Source organism: Psychroserpens sp. S379A, assembly GCF_049800755.1.
Lineage (GTDB): Bacteria > Bacteroidota > Bacteroidia > Flavobacteriales > Flavobacteriaceae > Psychroserpens.
Window position 1 is genome coordinate 1 of record NZ_JBNAFQ010000009.1, and the last position, 15846, is coordinate 15846.

General features: G+C 30.2%; 22 protein-coding genes. 7 read left to right on the plus strand and 15 right to left on the minus strand.

Going from position 1 to position 15846, the window contains the following annotated elements; translation table 11 throughout:
• Positions 1 to 135: 135 nt before the first annotated feature.
• From ACP15M_RS14080 to ACP15M_RS14100, 5 genes are all read right to left on the minus strand, one after another.
• Complete coding sequence (locus tag ACP15M_RS14080; protein ID WP_425077838.1) at positions 136 to 606, minus strand: hypothetical protein; 471 nt, start codon at positions 604 to 606, stop codon at positions 136 to 138.
• 220 nt (positions 607 to 826) lie between these two features.
• Complete coding sequence (locus ACP15M_RS14085) at positions 827 to 1285, minus strand: ankyrin repeat domain-containing protein (protein ID WP_425077839.1); 459 nt, start codon at positions 1283 to 1285, stop codon at positions 827 to 829.
• 148 nt (positions 1286 to 1433) lie between these two features.
• Positions 1434 to 1907 (minus strand): YybH family protein, encoded by a 474-nt coding sequence (locus ACP15M_RS14090; protein ID WP_425077840.1) that lies wholly within the window; start codon positions 1905 to 1907, stop codon positions 1434 to 1436.
• 251 nt (positions 1908 to 2158) lie between these two features.
• Positions 2159 to 2647, minus strand: coding sequence for a hypothetical protein (locus ACP15M_RS14095; RefSeq protein ID WP_425077841.1), 489 nt, complete (start codon positions 2645 to 2647; stop codon positions 2159 to 2161).
• A gap of 365 nt (positions 2648 to 3012) precedes the next feature.
• Positions 3013 to 3384 (minus strand): XAC2610-related protein, encoded by a 372-nt coding sequence (locus tag ACP15M_RS14100; protein WP_425077842.1) that lies wholly within the window; start codon positions 3382 to 3384, stop codon positions 3013 to 3015.
• Between the two features lie 262 nt (positions 3385 to 3646).
• Between ACP15M_RS14100 and ACP15M_RS14105 the strand changes: the two genes are divergently transcribed.
• From ACP15M_RS14105 to ACP15M_RS14120, 4 genes are all read left to right on the plus strand, one after another.
• Complete coding sequence (locus ACP15M_RS14105; protein WP_425077843.1) at positions 3647 to 4549, plus strand: ATP-grasp domain-containing protein; 903 nt, start codon at positions 3647 to 3649, stop codon at positions 4547 to 4549.
• A 138-nt stretch (positions 4550 to 4687) separates the two neighbouring features.
• Positions 4688 to 5344 carry a hypothetical protein gene (locus ACP15M_RS14110; RefSeq protein ID WP_425077844.1) on the plus strand — a complete coding sequence of 219 codons (657 nt, stop codon included), beginning with the start codon at positions 4688 to 4690 and terminating at the stop codon, positions 5342 to 5344.
• Positions 5345 to 5504: 160 nt separating this feature from the next.
• Positions 5505 to 6077 carry a hypothetical protein gene (locus tag ACP15M_RS14115; RefSeq protein WP_425077845.1) on the plus strand — a complete coding sequence of 191 codons (573 nt, stop codon included), beginning with the start codon at positions 5505 to 5507 and terminating at the stop codon, positions 6075 to 6077.
• A 126-nt stretch (positions 6078 to 6203) separates the two neighbouring features.
• On the plus strand, positions 6204 to 6758 hold the full coding sequence (locus ACP15M_RS14120; RefSeq protein WP_425077846.1) for a hypothetical protein: 555 nt from the start codon (positions 6204 to 6206) through the stop codon (positions 6756 to 6758).
• A 35-nt stretch (positions 6759 to 6793) separates the two neighbouring features.
• Here the strand turns inward: ACP15M_RS14120 and ACP15M_RS14125 are convergent, their stop codons facing one another.
• Positions 6794 to 7261 carry a hypothetical protein gene (locus tag ACP15M_RS14125; protein ID WP_425077847.1) on the minus strand — a complete coding sequence of 156 codons (468 nt, stop codon included), beginning with the start codon at positions 7259 to 7261 and terminating at the stop codon, positions 6794 to 6796.
• A gap of 915 nt (positions 7262 to 8176) precedes the next feature.
• Between ACP15M_RS14125 and ACP15M_RS14130 the strand changes: the two genes are divergently transcribed.
• The gene (locus ACP15M_RS14130; protein WP_425077848.1) at positions 8177 to 8812 is read left to right on the plus strand and encodes an SMI1/KNR4 family protein; all 636 of its coding nucleotides are present in this window, start codon (positions 8177 to 8179) and stop codon (positions 8810 to 8812) included.
• Positions 8813 to 8855: 43 nt separating this feature from the next.
• Here ACP15M_RS14130 and ACP15M_RS14135 read toward each other — a convergent pair whose 3' ends face one another.
• From ACP15M_RS14135 to ACP15M_RS14160, 6 genes are all read right to left on the minus strand, one after another.
• Positions 8856 to 9194 (minus strand): hypothetical protein, encoded by a 339-nt coding sequence (locus tag ACP15M_RS14135; protein ID WP_425077849.1) that lies wholly within the window; start codon positions 9192 to 9194, stop codon positions 8856 to 8858.
• Positions 9195 to 9198: 4 nt separating this feature from the next.
• Positions 9199 to 9537 carry a hypothetical protein gene (locus ACP15M_RS14140; protein ID WP_425077850.1) on the minus strand — a complete coding sequence of 113 codons (339 nt, stop codon included), beginning with the start codon at positions 9535 to 9537 and terminating at the stop codon, positions 9199 to 9201.
• A 340-nt stretch (positions 9538 to 9877) separates the two neighbouring features.
• Complete coding sequence (locus ACP15M_RS14145) at positions 9878 to 10261, minus strand: helix-turn-helix domain-containing protein (protein WP_425077851.1); 384 nt, start codon at positions 10259 to 10261, stop codon at positions 9878 to 9880.
• A gap of 152 nt (positions 10262 to 10413) precedes the next feature.
• Positions 10414 to 10623 carry a hypothetical protein gene (locus ACP15M_RS14150; RefSeq protein WP_425077852.1) on the minus strand — a complete coding sequence of 70 codons (210 nt, stop codon included), beginning with the start codon at positions 10621 to 10623 and terminating at the stop codon, positions 10414 to 10416.
• A 294-nt stretch (positions 10624 to 10917) separates the two neighbouring features.
• A complete protein-coding gene (locus tag ACP15M_RS14155; RefSeq protein ID WP_425077853.1) occupies positions 10918 to 11694 on the minus strand; it encodes a hypothetical protein in 777 nt (258 codons plus the stop codon).
• An 82-nt stretch (positions 11695 to 11776) separates the two neighbouring features.
• Positions 11777 to 12061, minus strand: a complete 285-nt coding sequence (locus ACP15M_RS14160) for a hypothetical protein (RefSeq protein ID WP_425077854.1) — start codon at positions 12059 to 12061, stop codon at positions 11777 to 11779.
• A 576-nt stretch (positions 12062 to 12637) separates the two neighbouring features.
• Here ACP15M_RS14160 and ACP15M_RS14165 point away from each other — a divergent pair.
• Together ACP15M_RS14165 and ACP15M_RS14170 are read left to right on the plus strand one after the other, a co-directional pair.
• On the plus strand, positions 12638 to 13153 hold the full coding sequence (locus ACP15M_RS14165) for a hypothetical protein (protein ID WP_425077855.1): 516 nt from the start codon (positions 12638 to 12640) through the stop codon (positions 13151 to 13153).
• Positions 13153 to 13608: a hypothetical protein gene (locus ACP15M_RS14170; protein ID WP_425077856.1), complete on the plus strand. Its 456-nt coding sequence runs from the start codon at positions 13153 to 13155 to the stop codon at positions 13606 to 13608. The genes ACP15M_RS14165 and ACP15M_RS14170 overlap by 1 nt, the downstream gene beginning before the upstream one ends.
• 661 nt (positions 13609 to 14269) lie before the next feature.
• On the opposite strand, the gene ACP15M_RS14175 is transcribed toward ACP15M_RS14170, so the two are convergent.
• The 3 genes from ACP15M_RS14175 to ACP15M_RS14185 form a co-directional block, all read right to left on the minus strand.
• Positions 14270 to 14779 (minus strand): hypothetical protein, encoded by a 510-nt coding sequence (locus ACP15M_RS14175; protein WP_425077857.1) that lies wholly within the window; start codon positions 14777 to 14779, stop codon positions 14270 to 14272.
• Positions 14780 to 14936: 157 nt separating this feature from the next.
• A complete protein-coding gene (locus ACP15M_RS14180; RefSeq protein WP_425077858.1) occupies positions 14937 to 15344 on the minus strand; it encodes a hypothetical protein in 408 nt (135 codons plus the stop codon).
• A 26-nt stretch (positions 15345 to 15370) separates the two neighbouring features.
• The gene (locus ACP15M_RS14185) at positions 15371 to 15772 is read right to left on the minus strand and encodes a hypothetical protein (protein WP_425077859.1); all 402 of its coding nucleotides are present in this window, start codon (positions 15770 to 15772) and stop codon (positions 15371 to 15373) included.
• Positions 15773 to 15846 lie beyond the last annotated feature (74 nt).

A 15846-nucleotide genomic window follows, 5' to 3' on the forward strand; every position in this document is an offset into this window, starting at 1 on the left:
GTTTGTGTATGATTACGTTGTGTTGGCAAGGACTAAGTTAACAAAAAGAAACCAAACCAGAGGAAAATTCCACAGGAATTTTCCGAGTACACACGAATCGAACAATGAATTATACACGGTGTTGTACCCAGTTTTTTATTCAGATAATTTTTGTTTTCTTTCCGTAATTCGTTTTTCAAATTTTGGATTTGATCCAATTCCGCTTATAAATTCAGATTCAAAGCTTCCAATCGTTATAAACTCAAAGTTTACAAAAAAGTAGTGTTTTAATCCGTTTTGCATTAAAATCTGTTTTCTATTATTTTTAGGTAATCTGTCAATTTCGAGTGTATCCGAAATCGGTTTATTGAATTGATATATTCTTAATTGTTTTGTGTTAAGTTCGAGTATTTTTTTCAATCCGTTCAAATCTGTTTGAATATCCATTTCCATTTGTCGAACAGACATGTTTTTGAATTCGGTTCCGCTTTGAGTTTTTAAATCCGTTTTCCACCATTCAATGATTTCATTTGGCACAAACTTGTGAATGAAAATCGTATTCAGTTCTTTGTCAAAAAGTTCCCAAATTTCCTCGTTAGAATTAATATGAAATGTTAGTTCGTTCATTTTCTCAAATTGGGTACAACGTGTTCGTGTATGGTTTGTCGTGGCTGAGCCTTGCGACTTGGTTCGGCTTTTGCCGAGTCAGCCGTCAGGTAGGCAAAACCGCGTTGGAAAAGGAGCAAGGCTTGACCTATTAATTTTCCGATTAGTTAAATATAGTAAATTGTAGGAATAAATATTCTACTTAAACAACTGCAAGTATTAACCATACACGTTGTTGTGGTTAGTTTTTCCACGTTAAATATTTATCTATATTCGGGATTATTTTCGAGAAAATGTTTTTCAATTCCACAAATCTCTCATAGCTATTGGAATAATAGTTTATCACTGAAAAAGGAGTTAATCCATTAGCATCTTTGATTTCCAAATCTGCACCTTGCTCAATTAGTATTTTAATTATAGAAACATCTTCGTGAAACGGTTCAGTTTTGTTACTTTGTGACATTCCGTCAATTAGCAAGTCAAATGCTTCAGATAAAGGATAGCCTCTTTCAATATTAACATCCGCTCCGTTTTCTATTACAAACTTTAAGGACTCAATTGGATTATCACTATTCATAGCAGAACAAATTGGATAAAAGCCAAGTTCTCCATATTTGCTATTAATATCATACCCATTTTCAAGTAGCTTTTTCGCTTTTTTCAGGTTTCCTTTCCAAATTATATGACTTAAATCTTTCATTTTTTAAATTAACCACAACGGTTTTGTGTATGGCTCGTTGCGGGAAATCAGCTATGATTTTTCGCCGTAACCGAAAGATAGCAAATTGCAATGAATTCCGATTAGGAATTCAGCCGCAATGAGCTATACACGTTGTTGCCAGTAGTTTTTAATATTTACCATTTGGGTTATCATTCCAAATGTCAACAACATTTTTCCAAGATCCGTCTTCTTGCTTTTCCCAAATAGTTACTACTTTATTGTAAGTAAAAATTGGGTTTCCAATTGAATCATTAACCTTAACTTCATTTCTCTCAATCATATAAGCCATATCGCCGCTTTTGGATATATGAACTTCTAAAGGCTCCCATCTAATGGCAAAACCTGGTATTTTTGAACCTTCAATTAAATAATTCTGAATTTGTTTCTTACCTTTTAAAGGAGGAAGACCAGGCGCCATCATAACAGATTCTTCAGTCCAACCAGCCATAATCTTTTCCATATCTCCTGTCTTGACCAAATTCGACCAATCTCTGCTGAATTGCATTAATTCTTCTCCTTCAGTTTTATAACCTATTTTAGGCTCATTTGAACAACTATAGAATAACATAGTTGTAATGAAATATAAAAGTAAATGTTTCATAATGATTTATTATTTGGTTAAAAATATCTATTCAAATTACTGGCAACGTGTTCGTGTATGGTTTGTGCGGATTTTCAGCCGAGCAATTTTTTGCTTGGATGAGCCACTTGTGGCGAAAAATCCGTTGGAGGAAAATAGCAAGGCTGTGACTTGCCAATTTTCCGATAAAACCATTTGTTTGTTTAAAGATAGAAATTAAAATTGAAGTTCAGGCGTAAGCATGAACTATACATGTTGTTGCCAATAGTTTTTTAATTCAGTTGTAATTCATACGTCTTAAAAACTTTTTGGTCAATTAAGATGTCAAATCGTTCAATATTTTCAGACGTAATTTTCGCTTCTATAACTATTTTATTATTCAAGTCAATCTGTTTATTTATCTCAATACTCGGAATCATTAAATTGATTTTATTTTTTTCTTCGTCCGATAAAGCTAAATATTCCTCATTAGTATATTCTGGTATTTTCAGATTGTTTTTCGTAGCGTAAGTTTCTATAGGATATCCAAGAAGCATAATTGGAATTGATTCTTCTTTTGATGTCAGAACAATTTTAAAAATGCGATTTTTTTCCACAACAATTGTGTCGGTTAGAGGTTCTTTGAGTTCAACAAAGTCCGATAGATTTTCAGGATATTCTTTTCGTTCATCGTCTCCGTTCGCGAAAATTATTTCCTGCGAATTTGCTTGAAAATTAATTCCAAGTAGTAAAAATAATATTATGGTAATGCTTTTTCTCAAAATTATTGGCAACGTGATTGTGTATGATTACGTTGTGTTGGCAAGGACTAAGTTAGCAAAAAGAAACCAAACCAGAGGAAAATTCCTGCGGAATTTTCCGAGTACACACAGATTGAACAATGAATTATACACGTTGTTGCCAGTAGTATTTTATTCCACTTTATTTTCAATTAGTTTCAATTCTCCGTTTTCAACTTTCCAATGTTCATAATATTCTTTGTCCTCTGAATTGTGTCCAATAACAAATCGTTCGGTCAATTTTGGAATTCCGTTTGTCAATTCATAAACGTCTCGTCCGTGTTCGCAACAGCCATTTCTCTAAGTCGAATTAATTTGCTTTTTTTCGTAATCAAATTCAGGTGAAGTTATTTCTTCGTATTCTGTTTTTTTTTAAAGAGTTCATTTGTCGGATTAAAAATCCAAAATAGAAAAGGAACATTTGGTCCAGCAGGAAGAAATTCCATTAGCCTAAAATCCGTTTTCCCGTCAAAATTCATATCCTCAATTGCAAAAAGTTGGTCGTTTGGAAAAGTTTTACTGAAATAGTTTTTGCTCGGTTTTATAGTTTGCGTTAAGATTCCATTTTTCAGAACCTCAATTTTAGTTATTTCACAGTCGGTTTCTCCGCACTTTTTTGTCAGACAAAATTCAAATTCCGCATCTGAAAACTTTATTATTTCTTGCGAATAAAGTTCAAATGAAAACAGAATTATTAATATTAGCAGAGTTTTTCTCATATTACTGGCAACGTGTTTGTGTATGATTACGTTGTGTTGGCAAGGACTAAGTTAACAAAAAGAAACCAAACCAGAGGGAAATTCCGCAGGAATTTTCCGAGTACACATAAACCGAACAATGAATTATACACGTGTATAACTCATTGCGGCTGAATTCCTAATCGGAATTCATTGCAATTTGCTATCTTCGATTTACGGCGGAAAATCCTCGCGGATTTCCCGCAACGAGCCATACACAAAACCGTTCTACGCAATTTGACCAATGAAAATCATATTTAACGACAGCGTAATTGATAATAAAATAGTCGAACCTGACTATGAAACCGAATTTAATTCTGCGAAAGAAAACGGATTTGAAACTGAAATATTCAGCTTGGAGGAAATAGAAGACGGAAACATAAATAATGCTCTAAAATTCATTAAAACTTGTGAAAAAACAGAATTAGGAATTTATCGAGGTTGGATGATGACACCAAAAATTTACGAACAGTTTTACAATGGACTTTTAAAAAAGAATATTCAATTGATCAACAATCCAACAGAATATAAACATTGTCATTACCTACCAGAATCTTATCACAAAATAGTTAACGAAACACCAAAATCGAATTGGACAAAAAACATTTCCGAAAGCAGTATTGTAGAGTCATCAAATGAATTTGGAAATAAGCCGATTATTGTAAAAGATTATGTAAAATCGGAAAAGCATAATTGGAATGACGCTTGTTTTATTCCAAACGCATCTGACAAAACTAAAGTTCTAGAAATAGTCAATCGATTTCTAGAATTACGAGGAGATTATTTGAATGAAGGAATTGTTTTCCGAGAGTTTATAGAATTAGAGTTTCTAACTGAACACTCAAAAAGCAAAATGCCATTAACTAAAGAATTTAGAATTGTTTTCTTAAATAAAAAAGTTGTTCAAATTTTCAATTATTGGGACGAAGGTAATTATGATTCTGAAAAACCTAATATTGATTTCTTCCAAAACATTGCAAAGAACATAGAAAGCAATTTCTTTACAATGGATGTTGCAAAAAAGAAAAATGGAGGCTGGATAATAATGGAATTAGGAGATGGACAAGTTGCTGGAATTCCAGACATTGCAAATAGGAATAAATATTATAACGAACTGAATAAAAACTGCGTAGAACACCGTGTATAATTCATTGCTTCTGATTTTCCTATCGGAAAATCCTCGCGCTGAATTAAAGCCAGTAATTTTTTAGTAAATTAGTCGCTAAACCAACGCAACGAAATCATACACAAACACGTTAGCTACAATGCCAATCAAACGTTTTTAATGTTATTAATATTTTTAATTATAGTTTTAAGTCTTTTAACTTCTTATCTAGTTATAGGATATAGAATATTTAAAGCTATAAGGAGAAAAGATAAACGAAAAGCATATCAACTATCGTTACTATTAACACTATTAATTTTAATTCCTGGATTTTATTTAAGGATACTTCCTGGATCGAACTTTTTTTGGAAACCAATAGAATTAGCCAAAGAAAAAAATTACAACGTTGAGTTAACAGGATTTGAATTTAATGATGGCGACTTAATTTATGTGTACGAATCTGAACGTTTTTTTAATGGAGATGGATATTCAATTTGGATTTATAAAATTGATGAACAAACAGCTGAATATTTCAAGAATCCCAATGAGGAATTCTTTTCAAAACATCCACAAACTGAATTAAGAAGTCATTGGATTCCAGAATTTTGGAAAAAAACACCATTCGATAAAAAAGAACAAAAGTTTTTAGACTTTGCGCATAGCACATTGGATGAATTGGATTTTGAATTAGAAGATTTATTGAACGAAAAAGGAAATTATTACGCTTATGAGTATTTCATTCATGATTTTACTAAATCCGAAGTTGTGGCAAATATTGACTTTTATATTATATGTCCAAATAGAAAATTTATAGTTAAAATAAACCATAACACTTAAAAAGCACAGTAGCTAACAATGTGTATAATTCATTGTTCGGTTCGTGTGTACTCGGAAAATTCCTGCGGAATTTTCCTCTAGTTTGGTTTCTTTTTACTAACTTAGTCCTAGCCAACACAACGAAATCATACACAAACACGTTGTAACCAATTAGAAAAGAATGCTTGGGATTCCATCATATAAACCAAAATTTCACAATAGCGGAAAAAGTTTTAAAAATGAGTTTGAAAAAACTCTGACTGAACTAATCGGTAAAAAAATTGAGCCTTATTGGTTAATGTGGGACTTAAATGAAGATGAATGGTTAGCTGATGGACCTGTAGTCCTTGAAATTGACGGTCAAAGATTTGAATTTACCGCTTATCAATTGGACGATTTTAGCATGACTGTAAACTCATTTGAACTATCCGAGAAACTGGATTGGTATGGAAGCGGAGATGAAATGCCATTGACTTGGAAAGAAAATCCAAAAATTGAGTTAAGTAAAAATCTAAATAAGGCAATTACTGACATCAATATTTTGACATATGATTTTTATCAAAAGAACAAAGAATCGGAATTTATTCTTGTCGGAATAGAATTCGTTTTGAAAAAGGAATCTGAATCTGATGCGGAAAATTTCTTTTCAATTTACAACGGACTTGACCAAAATGAACTTAAGAACACGGAATTACAAATAGAAAATCAAATAAAACGAATAAAAATAACTGGTTACAACAATGGCTATAAGTAATTGCTAGGTCTCGCCTACTTCTGAAAATCCTCGCGGATTTTCAGTTTGGTACGTACTTGCAAAGTTAAGTGCTGATCCACGCAACAACTCATAGCCAAGACCGTTGGGCATAATTTAAGAAAGACATTGAGAAAATTTCAAATTTTAATCCTCATTTCATTGTTTTTGTCTTGTCAACAAGATAAAGACAAACAAGCAGTTATTGTATCTGAAAACGAAAATGCTAAATTCATTGTCCTGAACGATTTTATTGAACAACAGGTTATGGATAGTTTGATAAAAAATAGAAAACCGAATTTTGCTAAATATGACAACGAGAATTCTATAAATTATAGCTATCATTCAACATTCTATTCAGAGAAAAATAAAGTAAAAGGTGCTTTTATATCTGATGTTTTTGAATATCAAAACGAAAATAGTGTAGTTGAATTCAAAGCATTTACGTATGGTTTAAAATATAAGCTTTGGGAAGGAAATAAAATGGAATTATCCAAAAATGACCACCTAATTCTAAATGAAAATCTATATGAGATTTATGATGTAGTGATTAAAGATAGTCAATATAAAGGAAAACTATATGTTGTTGGCAAACCAAATAAAAATATAAGTTTTCTTTTCTTTAATGATGGCGAACTGAATTTTGACTTGAATAAAATAAATCAAAAATTATCTAAATTATAAAAACTATGCCCAACAACGTTGTTAGGCAACGTTTTTTATCCGTCGAACATAAATATGCATAAATAGGATGAGAGTTCATTCTTCATTATTGCTATATCAACTAGTTGACCATATTGATTGATTCCGTCATTTCTCTCAAAAGATGAATCAGATATTTTTAGGAATTCCGTAATTTTTAATTCACTAGTAATATTTCTAACTAGATCCTCAAGTAGATTGGTATATCGTTCTTGACTTGAGTTGGACAAATCCTCAGAACTAACAAGCCAACTTAAAAGTAGCTTTTTAAATTCCGAGTCTTTAATCTTTTCAGTTATTATTTTCGAGTCTTTATATTCAAAATTTTTTTCGAGAATTTTTATAATTCCATTCGTATCATTTGGTTCAATTTTTTCTAGTATGAATGAATATGAAATATTTTGTGTAATCGAATTTTTTATATCAGCATAAGTGTCAAAAACACCATTATAATATTCAATAATATTTGATTCATTATTGTTCATGTGAATGTTGCCTAACGTGTTTGTGTATGATTTGTGCGAATGAAAACGGCAAGTTTTCAGATGAAACAAATCATTTTGTTAAAGGTAGTCTTTTTTCTATGAAAATAAAAAGTGAGCATTAATTATACACGTGTATAATTCATGCTCTCGCATGAACTTCAAATAAAATTTATAACTTTAAACAAACAATTAAACTATATTGAAAATTGGCAAGTCACAGCCTTGCAATTTTCATCCAACGGATTTTTCGCCAGACTAGAGTCTGGCTCATCCACGCAAAAAATTGCGTCGGCTGAAAATCCGCACAAACCATACACGAACACGTTACCTAAAACTACTCGAAAATCATAACTCCCAACAAAATAGTTGTTTAAATATCAAAATTATCGGAATCTTACTCTTGTCGAATTTCTTTTACATTATACAAAGTCTTATCAATCAAAAAATGTTTTTAAATTCAACATAAATGGAATCTCACTCTTGCGGATTTTTGAGCTTGTTTGCGGAATTAATCTTACATCAAAAAAAATCAAACTAATCAAAAAGTATTTTAAATTCAACATAAGTGGAATCTCACTCTTACGGAATTTAGCAAGTTTGCGGATTTGATTACTCAAACGCTAAAAGCTGCAAAGCGTTTATAAAAAAACACTTTTCGCGATCATTCGTAAAAGCAAAACTAAAGTTTAGCTTTTCTCCTATTCTATTTCTGAAAACTTTACGGCAAAGTAAAACGTGCTTACTCAAACGTGTCGTAGCATTAGGTAACAACGTGTATAATTCATTGTTCAATTTGTGTGTACTCGGAAAATTCCTGCGGAATTTTCCTCTGGTTTGGTTTCTTTTTGCTAACTTAGTCCTTGCCAACACAACGTAATCATACACAATCACGTTGGCTACAATTTTAACAACCGAATGAATATCAAAGAAAAAATCGATTTTTTTCGAATTAATCTAAACAACAAATATGATGTCTTACCAACTGCCCAAAAAGAAGACGTAGATAACTTTGAAAAGCATTATCAACTTAAATTACCTGAATACTATAAGTTTTTCGTTATAAACATTGCCAATGGTATTACTTGTAATAATAAATATGATGGATATTGTGAAAATATAATCTCAGATTATGATTTCAAAGATCTTGATCAAATTGATGATCCTTTTGAAAATCCATTTATAAAATTTCCACTTACCAATCCTACTTATGAATTACATAAAACTCAATATGACTATTTTGATGTAACGAACGGAACAATTTTTTTGAAAGGTACTGGATGTGGAAATGGCATCAGGTTAATAATTAAAGGAAAATCTTTCGGGCAAATTTGGATAGATGAAGTTATGTCGAACGATGAATTATTTCCTGCTTTTTTAAATTCCAACATTGAAAACAATTTTGAGAATTGGATTAACAATAGATTAGATTACGAGATAAATAAGGAATTGCCAGATATCAAAGAAAGGAAAGAAAGAATCAAAAATTATATTAAAATAACTCTTTACTTAATTGCAGTAATAATAGGAATCATACTGATTATTGTAAGATAAAACAATAGCCAACAACGTTGTTGGCTGTTGGCTTTTAAAGATATCAAGGTTGTCCAACAATATCTTTATCCCAATCTAACCATTTGTTATAGATCAAATTTTTTAGGTTTTCCAATTCTGAGTGTTCTTCGGCAAGAGGGTAAACTGTTTCTTTCATTTTTTTCATTTGCGAATCCGTCAAGTTTTCATTCCAAACCAATTCCGTCCCATATTTTATGATTCCGTTTATGTGATTATTATTAAGTGCTTCTTCAAATTTATTCCAATCAGTTCGTAAAGATTCAGAGTGTCTCTTTTTTTGTTTGGATAGCAATATAAAATATATAATTAGTACCAGGAGAGGAGTAGAAAAAGTTATAATAAGTATAAGTCCGTTATCCATAATTTTATTTTCTTCTAATCATATATGAATTAAATGTTTTAGTTGCACTCATTTGTTGTTGCCATAATAATATTGGAATTGCTACGCTCACAGTTCCAATTGCTCCAAAGTAATTCCACAAGATGATAGTCACTAAAACTCCAATTCCAATTCCAACTAATATGATTTTATTATTTGGTTCAGCTTTAATATCATTAATGTGTTTTTTTTCGATTTTTCCACAATTTTGACAATTCACTTGAAATTCCTCACCTTTTTCCATTTGCAATTCTGGTCGAGTAGGAGCACTTGACTTTATTCTTATATCTTTTTTGCAAGAATTACATCGTGTATATAAATTCATTCTTTTTGTATTATTTCTTTCAAGTTTTCGGATTCAAGCTTACAGCCAACGGTATTGTGTATGGTTTGTTGCGGAATTTCAGCCGATCGCTTTTGCGTTCGGATGAGCCGCTTGCGGCGAAAATTCCGTTGGAAAGAAAGGCGAGCGGCTGAGCTCGGACATTTCTTTCCGATTGATTAAAGATAACAAAATGTAGGAAATAATCTTCTAGTTAGCCGACTACCGCAATGAATTATACACGTTGTTGTACTTTTGTTATTTGTTATTTAAATTTTATTATTAAAAAAGAAAGAGGAAATTTAATTTCCTCCTTCTTCTCAATACTAAAAGTCAAAATTTATTAATTAAATGCTGATTCTAATAAATTATCAGTAGCATTTTTTCTAAATTCTTCACTAGTCTTTTCAGAATATAATAATTCAGTTATCTTATTCATGAGAGGTCTAATCTCACGAATTAACTTTCTATTATTATCATCTTCTATAGTATTTTCATTTAACGCCTTGAAAATAAAAATATCTATAGGTATTTCTAGCCTAATGCAGATTTTTTCCAATGTATCTAAATTCAAAGACTTGTCTTTGTGTAGGATTTCTGAGTAAAATGATGGTGAAATACCACATGTTTTAGCAAAATCCGATTTAGATAGTCGCTTTTCCATTCTTATAGACTCTAGAGTCTCAGGAATGTTTAGCCTTTCCGAGGTGTTAATTAAGTTTGCCATTTGTCCGATTTTAAATTGTCTTGTTATCTTAGTCTTATTTTATCTTATGTATTCTTTTTTAATTATAAATTTGAGATTAATTAATTTGGTTGTAGATAGTAATAGACACCCTCATATTGAGGGTATCTATTGATAATGATTTTTTAAAGAACTTATACAACTGGATTTGGTATTTGTAAAGTTATCTCCAAGGCTTGCCTTACAATACTAACGTATGCATCCTTAATAATGCCTTCATCAAACTGCCCACACTTTATATTGTAGGCTAGTAATCTACACTGATTCGCCAAATGATTTAATGATTCCGCGGGTTTACCACTTAACGAATGATTGTCTAGCTTACTAGCTAGTTCAAGAAGCATTTCGCTCAAAGTAAAAATATTTTCCATACTTACGAAATTTATCTAAACAAATATAATAAAAAATTATTTAATAGCGAAATATTTTATCAAAAAAAATAAATATTTTAAATATTTACTGAATTATAAATTGGCTAAAAATATAAAAATAATGAAGTACAACGAGTTTGTGTATGATTACGTTGTGTTGGCAAGGACTAAGTTAGCAAAAAGAAACCAAACCAGAGGAAAATTCCGCAGGAATTTTCCGAGTACACACAAACCGAACAATGAATTATACACGTTGTTGTACACTGTTTATATTAACTTTATTGACTCAATAAATGATCTAAACTCTTTTTCTGCATTTTGATTTTGTATTTTACATTGTGTCATACTGAAATCTAGAAAAAAATCTTTGAAATCTATATTTAGAATAGAAAATTCTACCATAATTCCATTTTCTAATTCAGGATGCTCAAATAAGTATTCAGTATCGAATTTAATATAATCAAACCCATTTTTTTGAAAGATTCTTCCTTTTTTAATTATACTAAATCTTTTTAAAAGCTTTTTGTTTTCATCAATATCTATTTCATTTGCATAATCATACAATGACATTTCTTTATATTCATTCTCTTTGGCTATAATGCTAAAATTAATTGTTGGAGATACAATTCCGTCATATTTATCATCATTAGAATCTAATTTAGTCATAACGATTATTGGTGAATCAAATAATTCAAATACGTCAGGTTTCAATCCTTCATATGGATCGTTAAATATTTGTTTTCTTGCTTCTTTATTAAATTTTTGGATTGATACTATATTCCAATTTTTTGGGATATAGAAAGATATTCCTAGAAGATGATTTGTATATTTATTATTGTCAATTGTAACAATTGGATGGTCAGTTGACTTGTTAAATAAATCTTGAAGAAAGTCGTTTTTCATAAATTGTGTACAACGTGTTCGTGTATGGTTTGTGCGGATTTTCAGCCGAGCAATTTTTTGCTTGGATGAGCCACGTGTGGCGAAAAATCCGTTGGAGGAAAATAGCAAGGCTGCGACTTGCCAATTTTCCGATAAAACCATTTTGCTTGTTTAAAGATAGAAATTAAAATTAAAGTAGGATGTAAGCATGAGCTATACACGTTGTTGCCATTACGTTGCATAATTAACAAGGAAATCTCATTAGACATACTTTTAGTCTTTTTATTAGTTCATCATTTTTTATGCATTCAACAGGTTTTATGTTATCTAATGCAGGTATTTTTGAATTAATCCATTTAATGCTAGATTCAGCGCAGTGATAGTAAATAACTTTAGCTAAATCAATTTTATTGTCAAGTTGTGACAATAGCTCTTTTTGGAATTCAGATTCATTCCAACTGTCGCCAAAATTTATTGAGTATTCAATCCAATACTTTTCTCCTTTAAAGTATTTTTCTAACTTTTCCATATAATTGTTAGTTCCATTTAACAAAATGCCAAAGATCAAACAAGCTTACTACCAAAAACATTAGTGCAATTATAATTACTATTAAGATAATTGATATTTGAAATATTAATATTTTTAGTTCTTTATATGTTCTCAAGTCATTTAGAGATTTTAAATTCTTATATTTTGAGTATTGCTTTCTAACATTGAAAATAGAGTATAAAAAAGATATACTCAAAAGAAATGCAAATAAATAATTATTCATATTTTTTTATTAATGCTTGAATTTCATAAAGAGTTTTTCGCAATGAATGGCAACGGTTTTGTATATGAAAAGTAGCGTGTAAATTAACGCATACTTTTCAGACTAAATTAACGTTATTAAATAAGCAATACAAATTAATTTTGGCACAGATTTTGCCATTTTTTATATACGTTGTTAGGCATAGTTTTTTGTCTTTCAGTTAGTATATCGTTAAATTTATCGAATATTTATAATGTATTACATATAAGTTACTATATTTGTCTCGTTATATTAAACAGTTGATTTTATTTATTAGGATTTATATATAAGTGTTTTTTATTAACTATCTTTAAGTGGTGAACACAATAGACCAAAATACCGAAATAGCCAATAATAATAGTGTAATTGCTTTTTTAGTCGAACAATACGGCGAAAAGGTTAGTGAATTATTAGATAAAATTAACAGTAGTGTTGTTAAATTAGATTTAAAAGGGGAGAAAGATGAGATTGCTCAAAATATAGAGCAAATTCACAATCATCCAATTGAGTCAAATTATAAAATGGCTACTATATCTAAAATGTTTTTGGGTAGATTAATTCATAATAAAATGGTTGAAGAGATTTTTTCTAAAAGAAAAGAAGAAATCGAACTTTTGTTTATTCCTAAAAGCAATGAGAACTTTTTTTTAGTAAAACTTTCTGATAACACATTTAAGAATAGAGATTCTTTTAGAAATGAAATACAAGAAAAGTTTTACAGCAAACCTTATAGCGACATTTTAAGTGTAGATATTGATTTCTTACCACAAGAAATTACAAAAGAAGATGTTATTTCAGATGACGTTATTGAAATCCTTGATTTTATTTAATGTCAGAACCGTTGCAAACTAAAACTGTTTGTAATTTTTGCAAGCAAGCAGTATCAAATGAGAACTTTTTAGAAGTAGTTGAAGCTAATAATCCAACAGATTTTTATGATTGGAAAACTACAATAGTTTTTTACTGTGGTTTGCATTATATGAAATCATACGCCAATACAAAAGGAATTAATTTAGAAAGTCATTCTGATTTCAACGAAAAGACAAAATCACAGGGAATAGGTGTACGTCCAGAATTGATAGTTGATGGAAAAGTCAGAAATGATTATCTTAATTTAAGACAGTTATCGTACAGTTCCAGATATGATGGCTACTTTTCTTCAAAAGTTGGTAAAATCTTAAGGAAAGGTAGATTAAAAGATTCTAAAGAATATTTATCAAATATAAAAGGTTGGATAGTTCCTAAACTAGAAAGGGAAAATATCGAAACGTCTTACACTTTTTAAAAATTCCTTTTTTACGTAAAGATTGGTTCAAATTATGCCTAACGGTTCGTATATGAAAAGTTGCGTGTTTGTGAGCGGCGATTTTCCGAAGGAAAATCGGAAGCAAGCAAACGAGCAACTCCGATTAGATTAAGCTAAAAGTAGCAATTTTTTATATACATTGTTAGTTTTAGTGCTTTTTATTTGGTTAAAAATCAGTCCGAAAAAAATCGGTATTGTTTTATTTTTTTCAAGGTTTTGAGTAAAATTCCGCCACGTAATTCAATTCCGCAAACTTGCTCCAATTCGGTTATTTTTTTATTCAGCAGAGTGGAAGTCCGCCGCAATTTTTGTTTAGCTTTTTTATTCGGTAATATTTGTCAAATTCCGCACAGTTTTCATTCGCTTTTTGAGTTTTCATTCCGTAAAATTTTTTGATTCGGCAGCATAGTTTTCTGAATTATCTGTCTTAAAACTCAAAAAAAATGAGATTTAACACCAGGCTTTTGTCTGACCGCAAACTTGCTCAAGCATTGAAACTAACGTGTTTGTGTATGATTACGTTGTGTTGGCTAGGACTAAGTTAGCAAAAAGAAACCAAACCAGAGGAAAATTCCGCAGGAATTTTCCGAGTACACACAGATTGAACAATGAATTATACACGGTGTTGTAGGTAGTTTTTTTATCTTATTCGGTTTTGATATGTTCTCGATTTAGGGTCAAGTATAAATTCAGTCAATTTTACGTTTGGATTTTTAAGTTTAGAAATCAGCTGACTAAAATCATAATCAATATTCTCAATCGGACGTTCAAATCTATGTGGTGTCCAAATTAATATTGGTTTGTCATTTATTTTCAACGATTCAAAATCCGATTTTAAAATCCAGATTGTTGAAATTTTTGGTTCGTTTTTTTGTCCAATTAAGTTCTCTATTCCGTCTCGTTTTTTTGCAAGAGCTTTAAATTCAGAGTCATTTGAAAAAATCAGAAACCATTCTGTTAAATCCTCATCGATAATATTTTTAAACTTTTCCGATGAGATTATTTTCCAATTATATTTTTTTCCATCACTTAAGAATTCATTTTGAGGTTCGGTTTCATTTTCAGAAATCCAACGAAATACTTCTTTTTGAGGTTTTTCGTTTCCTCTTTTTTTTAAATATTGAACTCTATCTATTAAATCGACTGACATTTTCTTAAATTACCTACAACGTGATTGTGTATGATTACGTTGTGTTGGCAAGGACTAAGTTAGCAAAAAGAAAGCAAACCAGAGGAAAATTCCGCAGGAATTTTCCGAGTACACACGAACCGAACAATGAATTATACACGTTGTTGTACAACGTTTTTTATTCAAATCGGTAAACTTTGTTCGATTCCAAAATCAATAATTCAGCATTTTGCCCAATTGAATTTAGATTTTCAATAATTTCATCCGCAATTTTTTTTGCCTTTTCGTATTTAACTTCTTTATTAAAAGTGAATTGAATTCCAGGTATTTCCCAAGAGAAGCTAAATTCATCTTCTCCAACTATATAAAATGGCCATTCGTCTTTAATAACTTTTTTACAGTCAAATGTTTTTGGTGTCATTATTCTGTCATATTCCTCATTTGGAATTTCATCAACTCCAATAATTAGAAATTCAAAATTTTCTCCAGTCCAATTTGTTCGGTCAACACTTTCGGATTCAGTTTTTGCTTTCGAATTAATATTTTTCGATTTCTTTTTTCCTTTCTGAAAGTTAAATATTCCCATTTTGGTCAAATGTTGTATAACAGTTTTTAAAAAATCATTTCGAGTTCATTGACTACTTTTTCACTTTTAAATCTCAAAATATATTTTTTGTTTTTTTCTAGTAGATAGCTGATTGCTTTCATCTTTAGAAGAATATTACTTCCTTTGTCAATAATCTCACCTTTTATATTATAATTAAAGGGCTTATTTGGGCTAATTCTATAGGTTGTTTTTTTTCTTTCACACGGATTTATTAGCATTAACTCTACATCTTGTATTTTGATATCATTATCATAGAATTCTAAAAGACCTCGTTCAATCCAATAAGTTGAGTTTTCAAATTCAAAATCAAATTCTTCAGAGTTAGTGAAATGAATTAAACTGATTTCAAATTTGTCATCTTTTGAATTGTTCTCAAGTTTTAGTTTTAAATACTCATTTTTACTCATTCCTTAAATGTTGTACAACGGTCTCGTATAACCGTCAGTTACGGATTAAAGTTAATGATTTTTGGTTAAGCACT

Coding starts and splice junctions, on each gene's coding strand:
- ACP15M_RS14085 (WP_425077839.1), bottom strand. CDS start 1,285: ATGAAAGATTTAAGTCATATAATTTGGAAAGGAAACCTGAAAAAAGCG.
- ACP15M_RS14105 (WP_425077843.1), top strand. CDS start 3,647: ATGAAAATCATATTTAACGACAGCGTAATTGATAATAAAATAGTCGAA.
- ACP15M_RS14160 (WP_425077854.1), bottom strand. CDS start 12,061: ATGGAAAAGTTAGAAAAATACTTTAAAGGAGAAAAGTATTGGATTGAA.
- ACP15M_RS14180 (WP_425077858.1), bottom strand. CDS start 15,344: ATGGGAATATTTAACTTTCAGAAAGGAAAAAAGAAATCGAAAAATATT.
- ACP15M_RS14145 (WP_425077851.1), bottom strand. CDS start 10,261: ATGGCAAACTTAATTAACACCTCGGAAAGGCTAAACATTCCTGAGACT.
- ACP15M_RS14100 (WP_425077842.1), bottom strand. CDS start 3,384: ATGAGAAAAACTCTGCTAATATTAATAATTCTGTTTTCATTTGAACTT.
- ACP15M_RS14080 (WP_425077838.1), bottom strand. CDS start 606: ATGAACGAACTAACATTTCATATTAATTCTAACGAGGAAATTTGGGAA.
- ACP15M_RS14175 (WP_425077857.1), bottom strand. CDS start 14,779: ATGTCAGTCGATTTAATAGATAGAGTTCAATATTTAAAAAAAAGAGGA.
- ACP15M_RS14135 (WP_425077849.1), bottom strand. CDS start 9,194: ATGGATAACGGACTTATACTTATTATAACTTTTTCTACTCCTCTCCTG.
- ACP15M_RS14185 (WP_425077859.1), bottom strand. CDS start 15,772: ATGAGTAAAAATGAGTATTTAAAACTAAAACTTGAGAACAATTCAAAA.
- ACP15M_RS14130 (WP_425077848.1), top strand. CDS start 8,177: ATGAATATCAAAGAAAAAATCGATTTTTTTCGAATTAATCTAAACAAC.
- ACP15M_RS14125 (WP_425077847.1), bottom strand. CDS start 7,261: ATGAACAATAATGAATCAAATATTATTGAATATTATAATGGTGTTTTT.
- ACP15M_RS14090 (WP_425077840.1), bottom strand. CDS start 1,907: ATGAAACATTTACTTTTATATTTCATTACAACTATGTTATTCTATAGT.
- ACP15M_RS14155 (WP_425077853.1), bottom strand. CDS start 11,694: ATGGTTTTATCGGAAAATTGGCAAGTCGCAGCCTTGCTATTTTCCTCC.
- ACP15M_RS14110 (WP_425077844.1), top strand. CDS start 4,688: ATGTTATTAATATTTTTAATTATAGTTTTAAGTCTTTTAACTTCTTAT.
- ACP15M_RS14170 (WP_425077856.1), top strand. CDS start 13,153: ATGTCAGAACCGTTGCAAACTAAAACTGTTTGTAATTTTTGCAAGCAA.
- ACP15M_RS14150 (WP_425077852.1), bottom strand. CDS start 10,623: ATGCTTCTTGAACTAGCTAGTAAGCTAGACAATCATTCGTTAAGTGGT.
- ACP15M_RS14140 (WP_425077850.1), bottom strand. CDS start 9,537: ATGAATTTATATACACGATGTAATTCTTGCAAAAAAGATATAAGAATA.
- ACP15M_RS14115 (WP_425077845.1), top strand. CDS start 5,505: ATGCTTGGGATTCCATCATATAAACCAAAATTTCACAATAGCGGAAAA.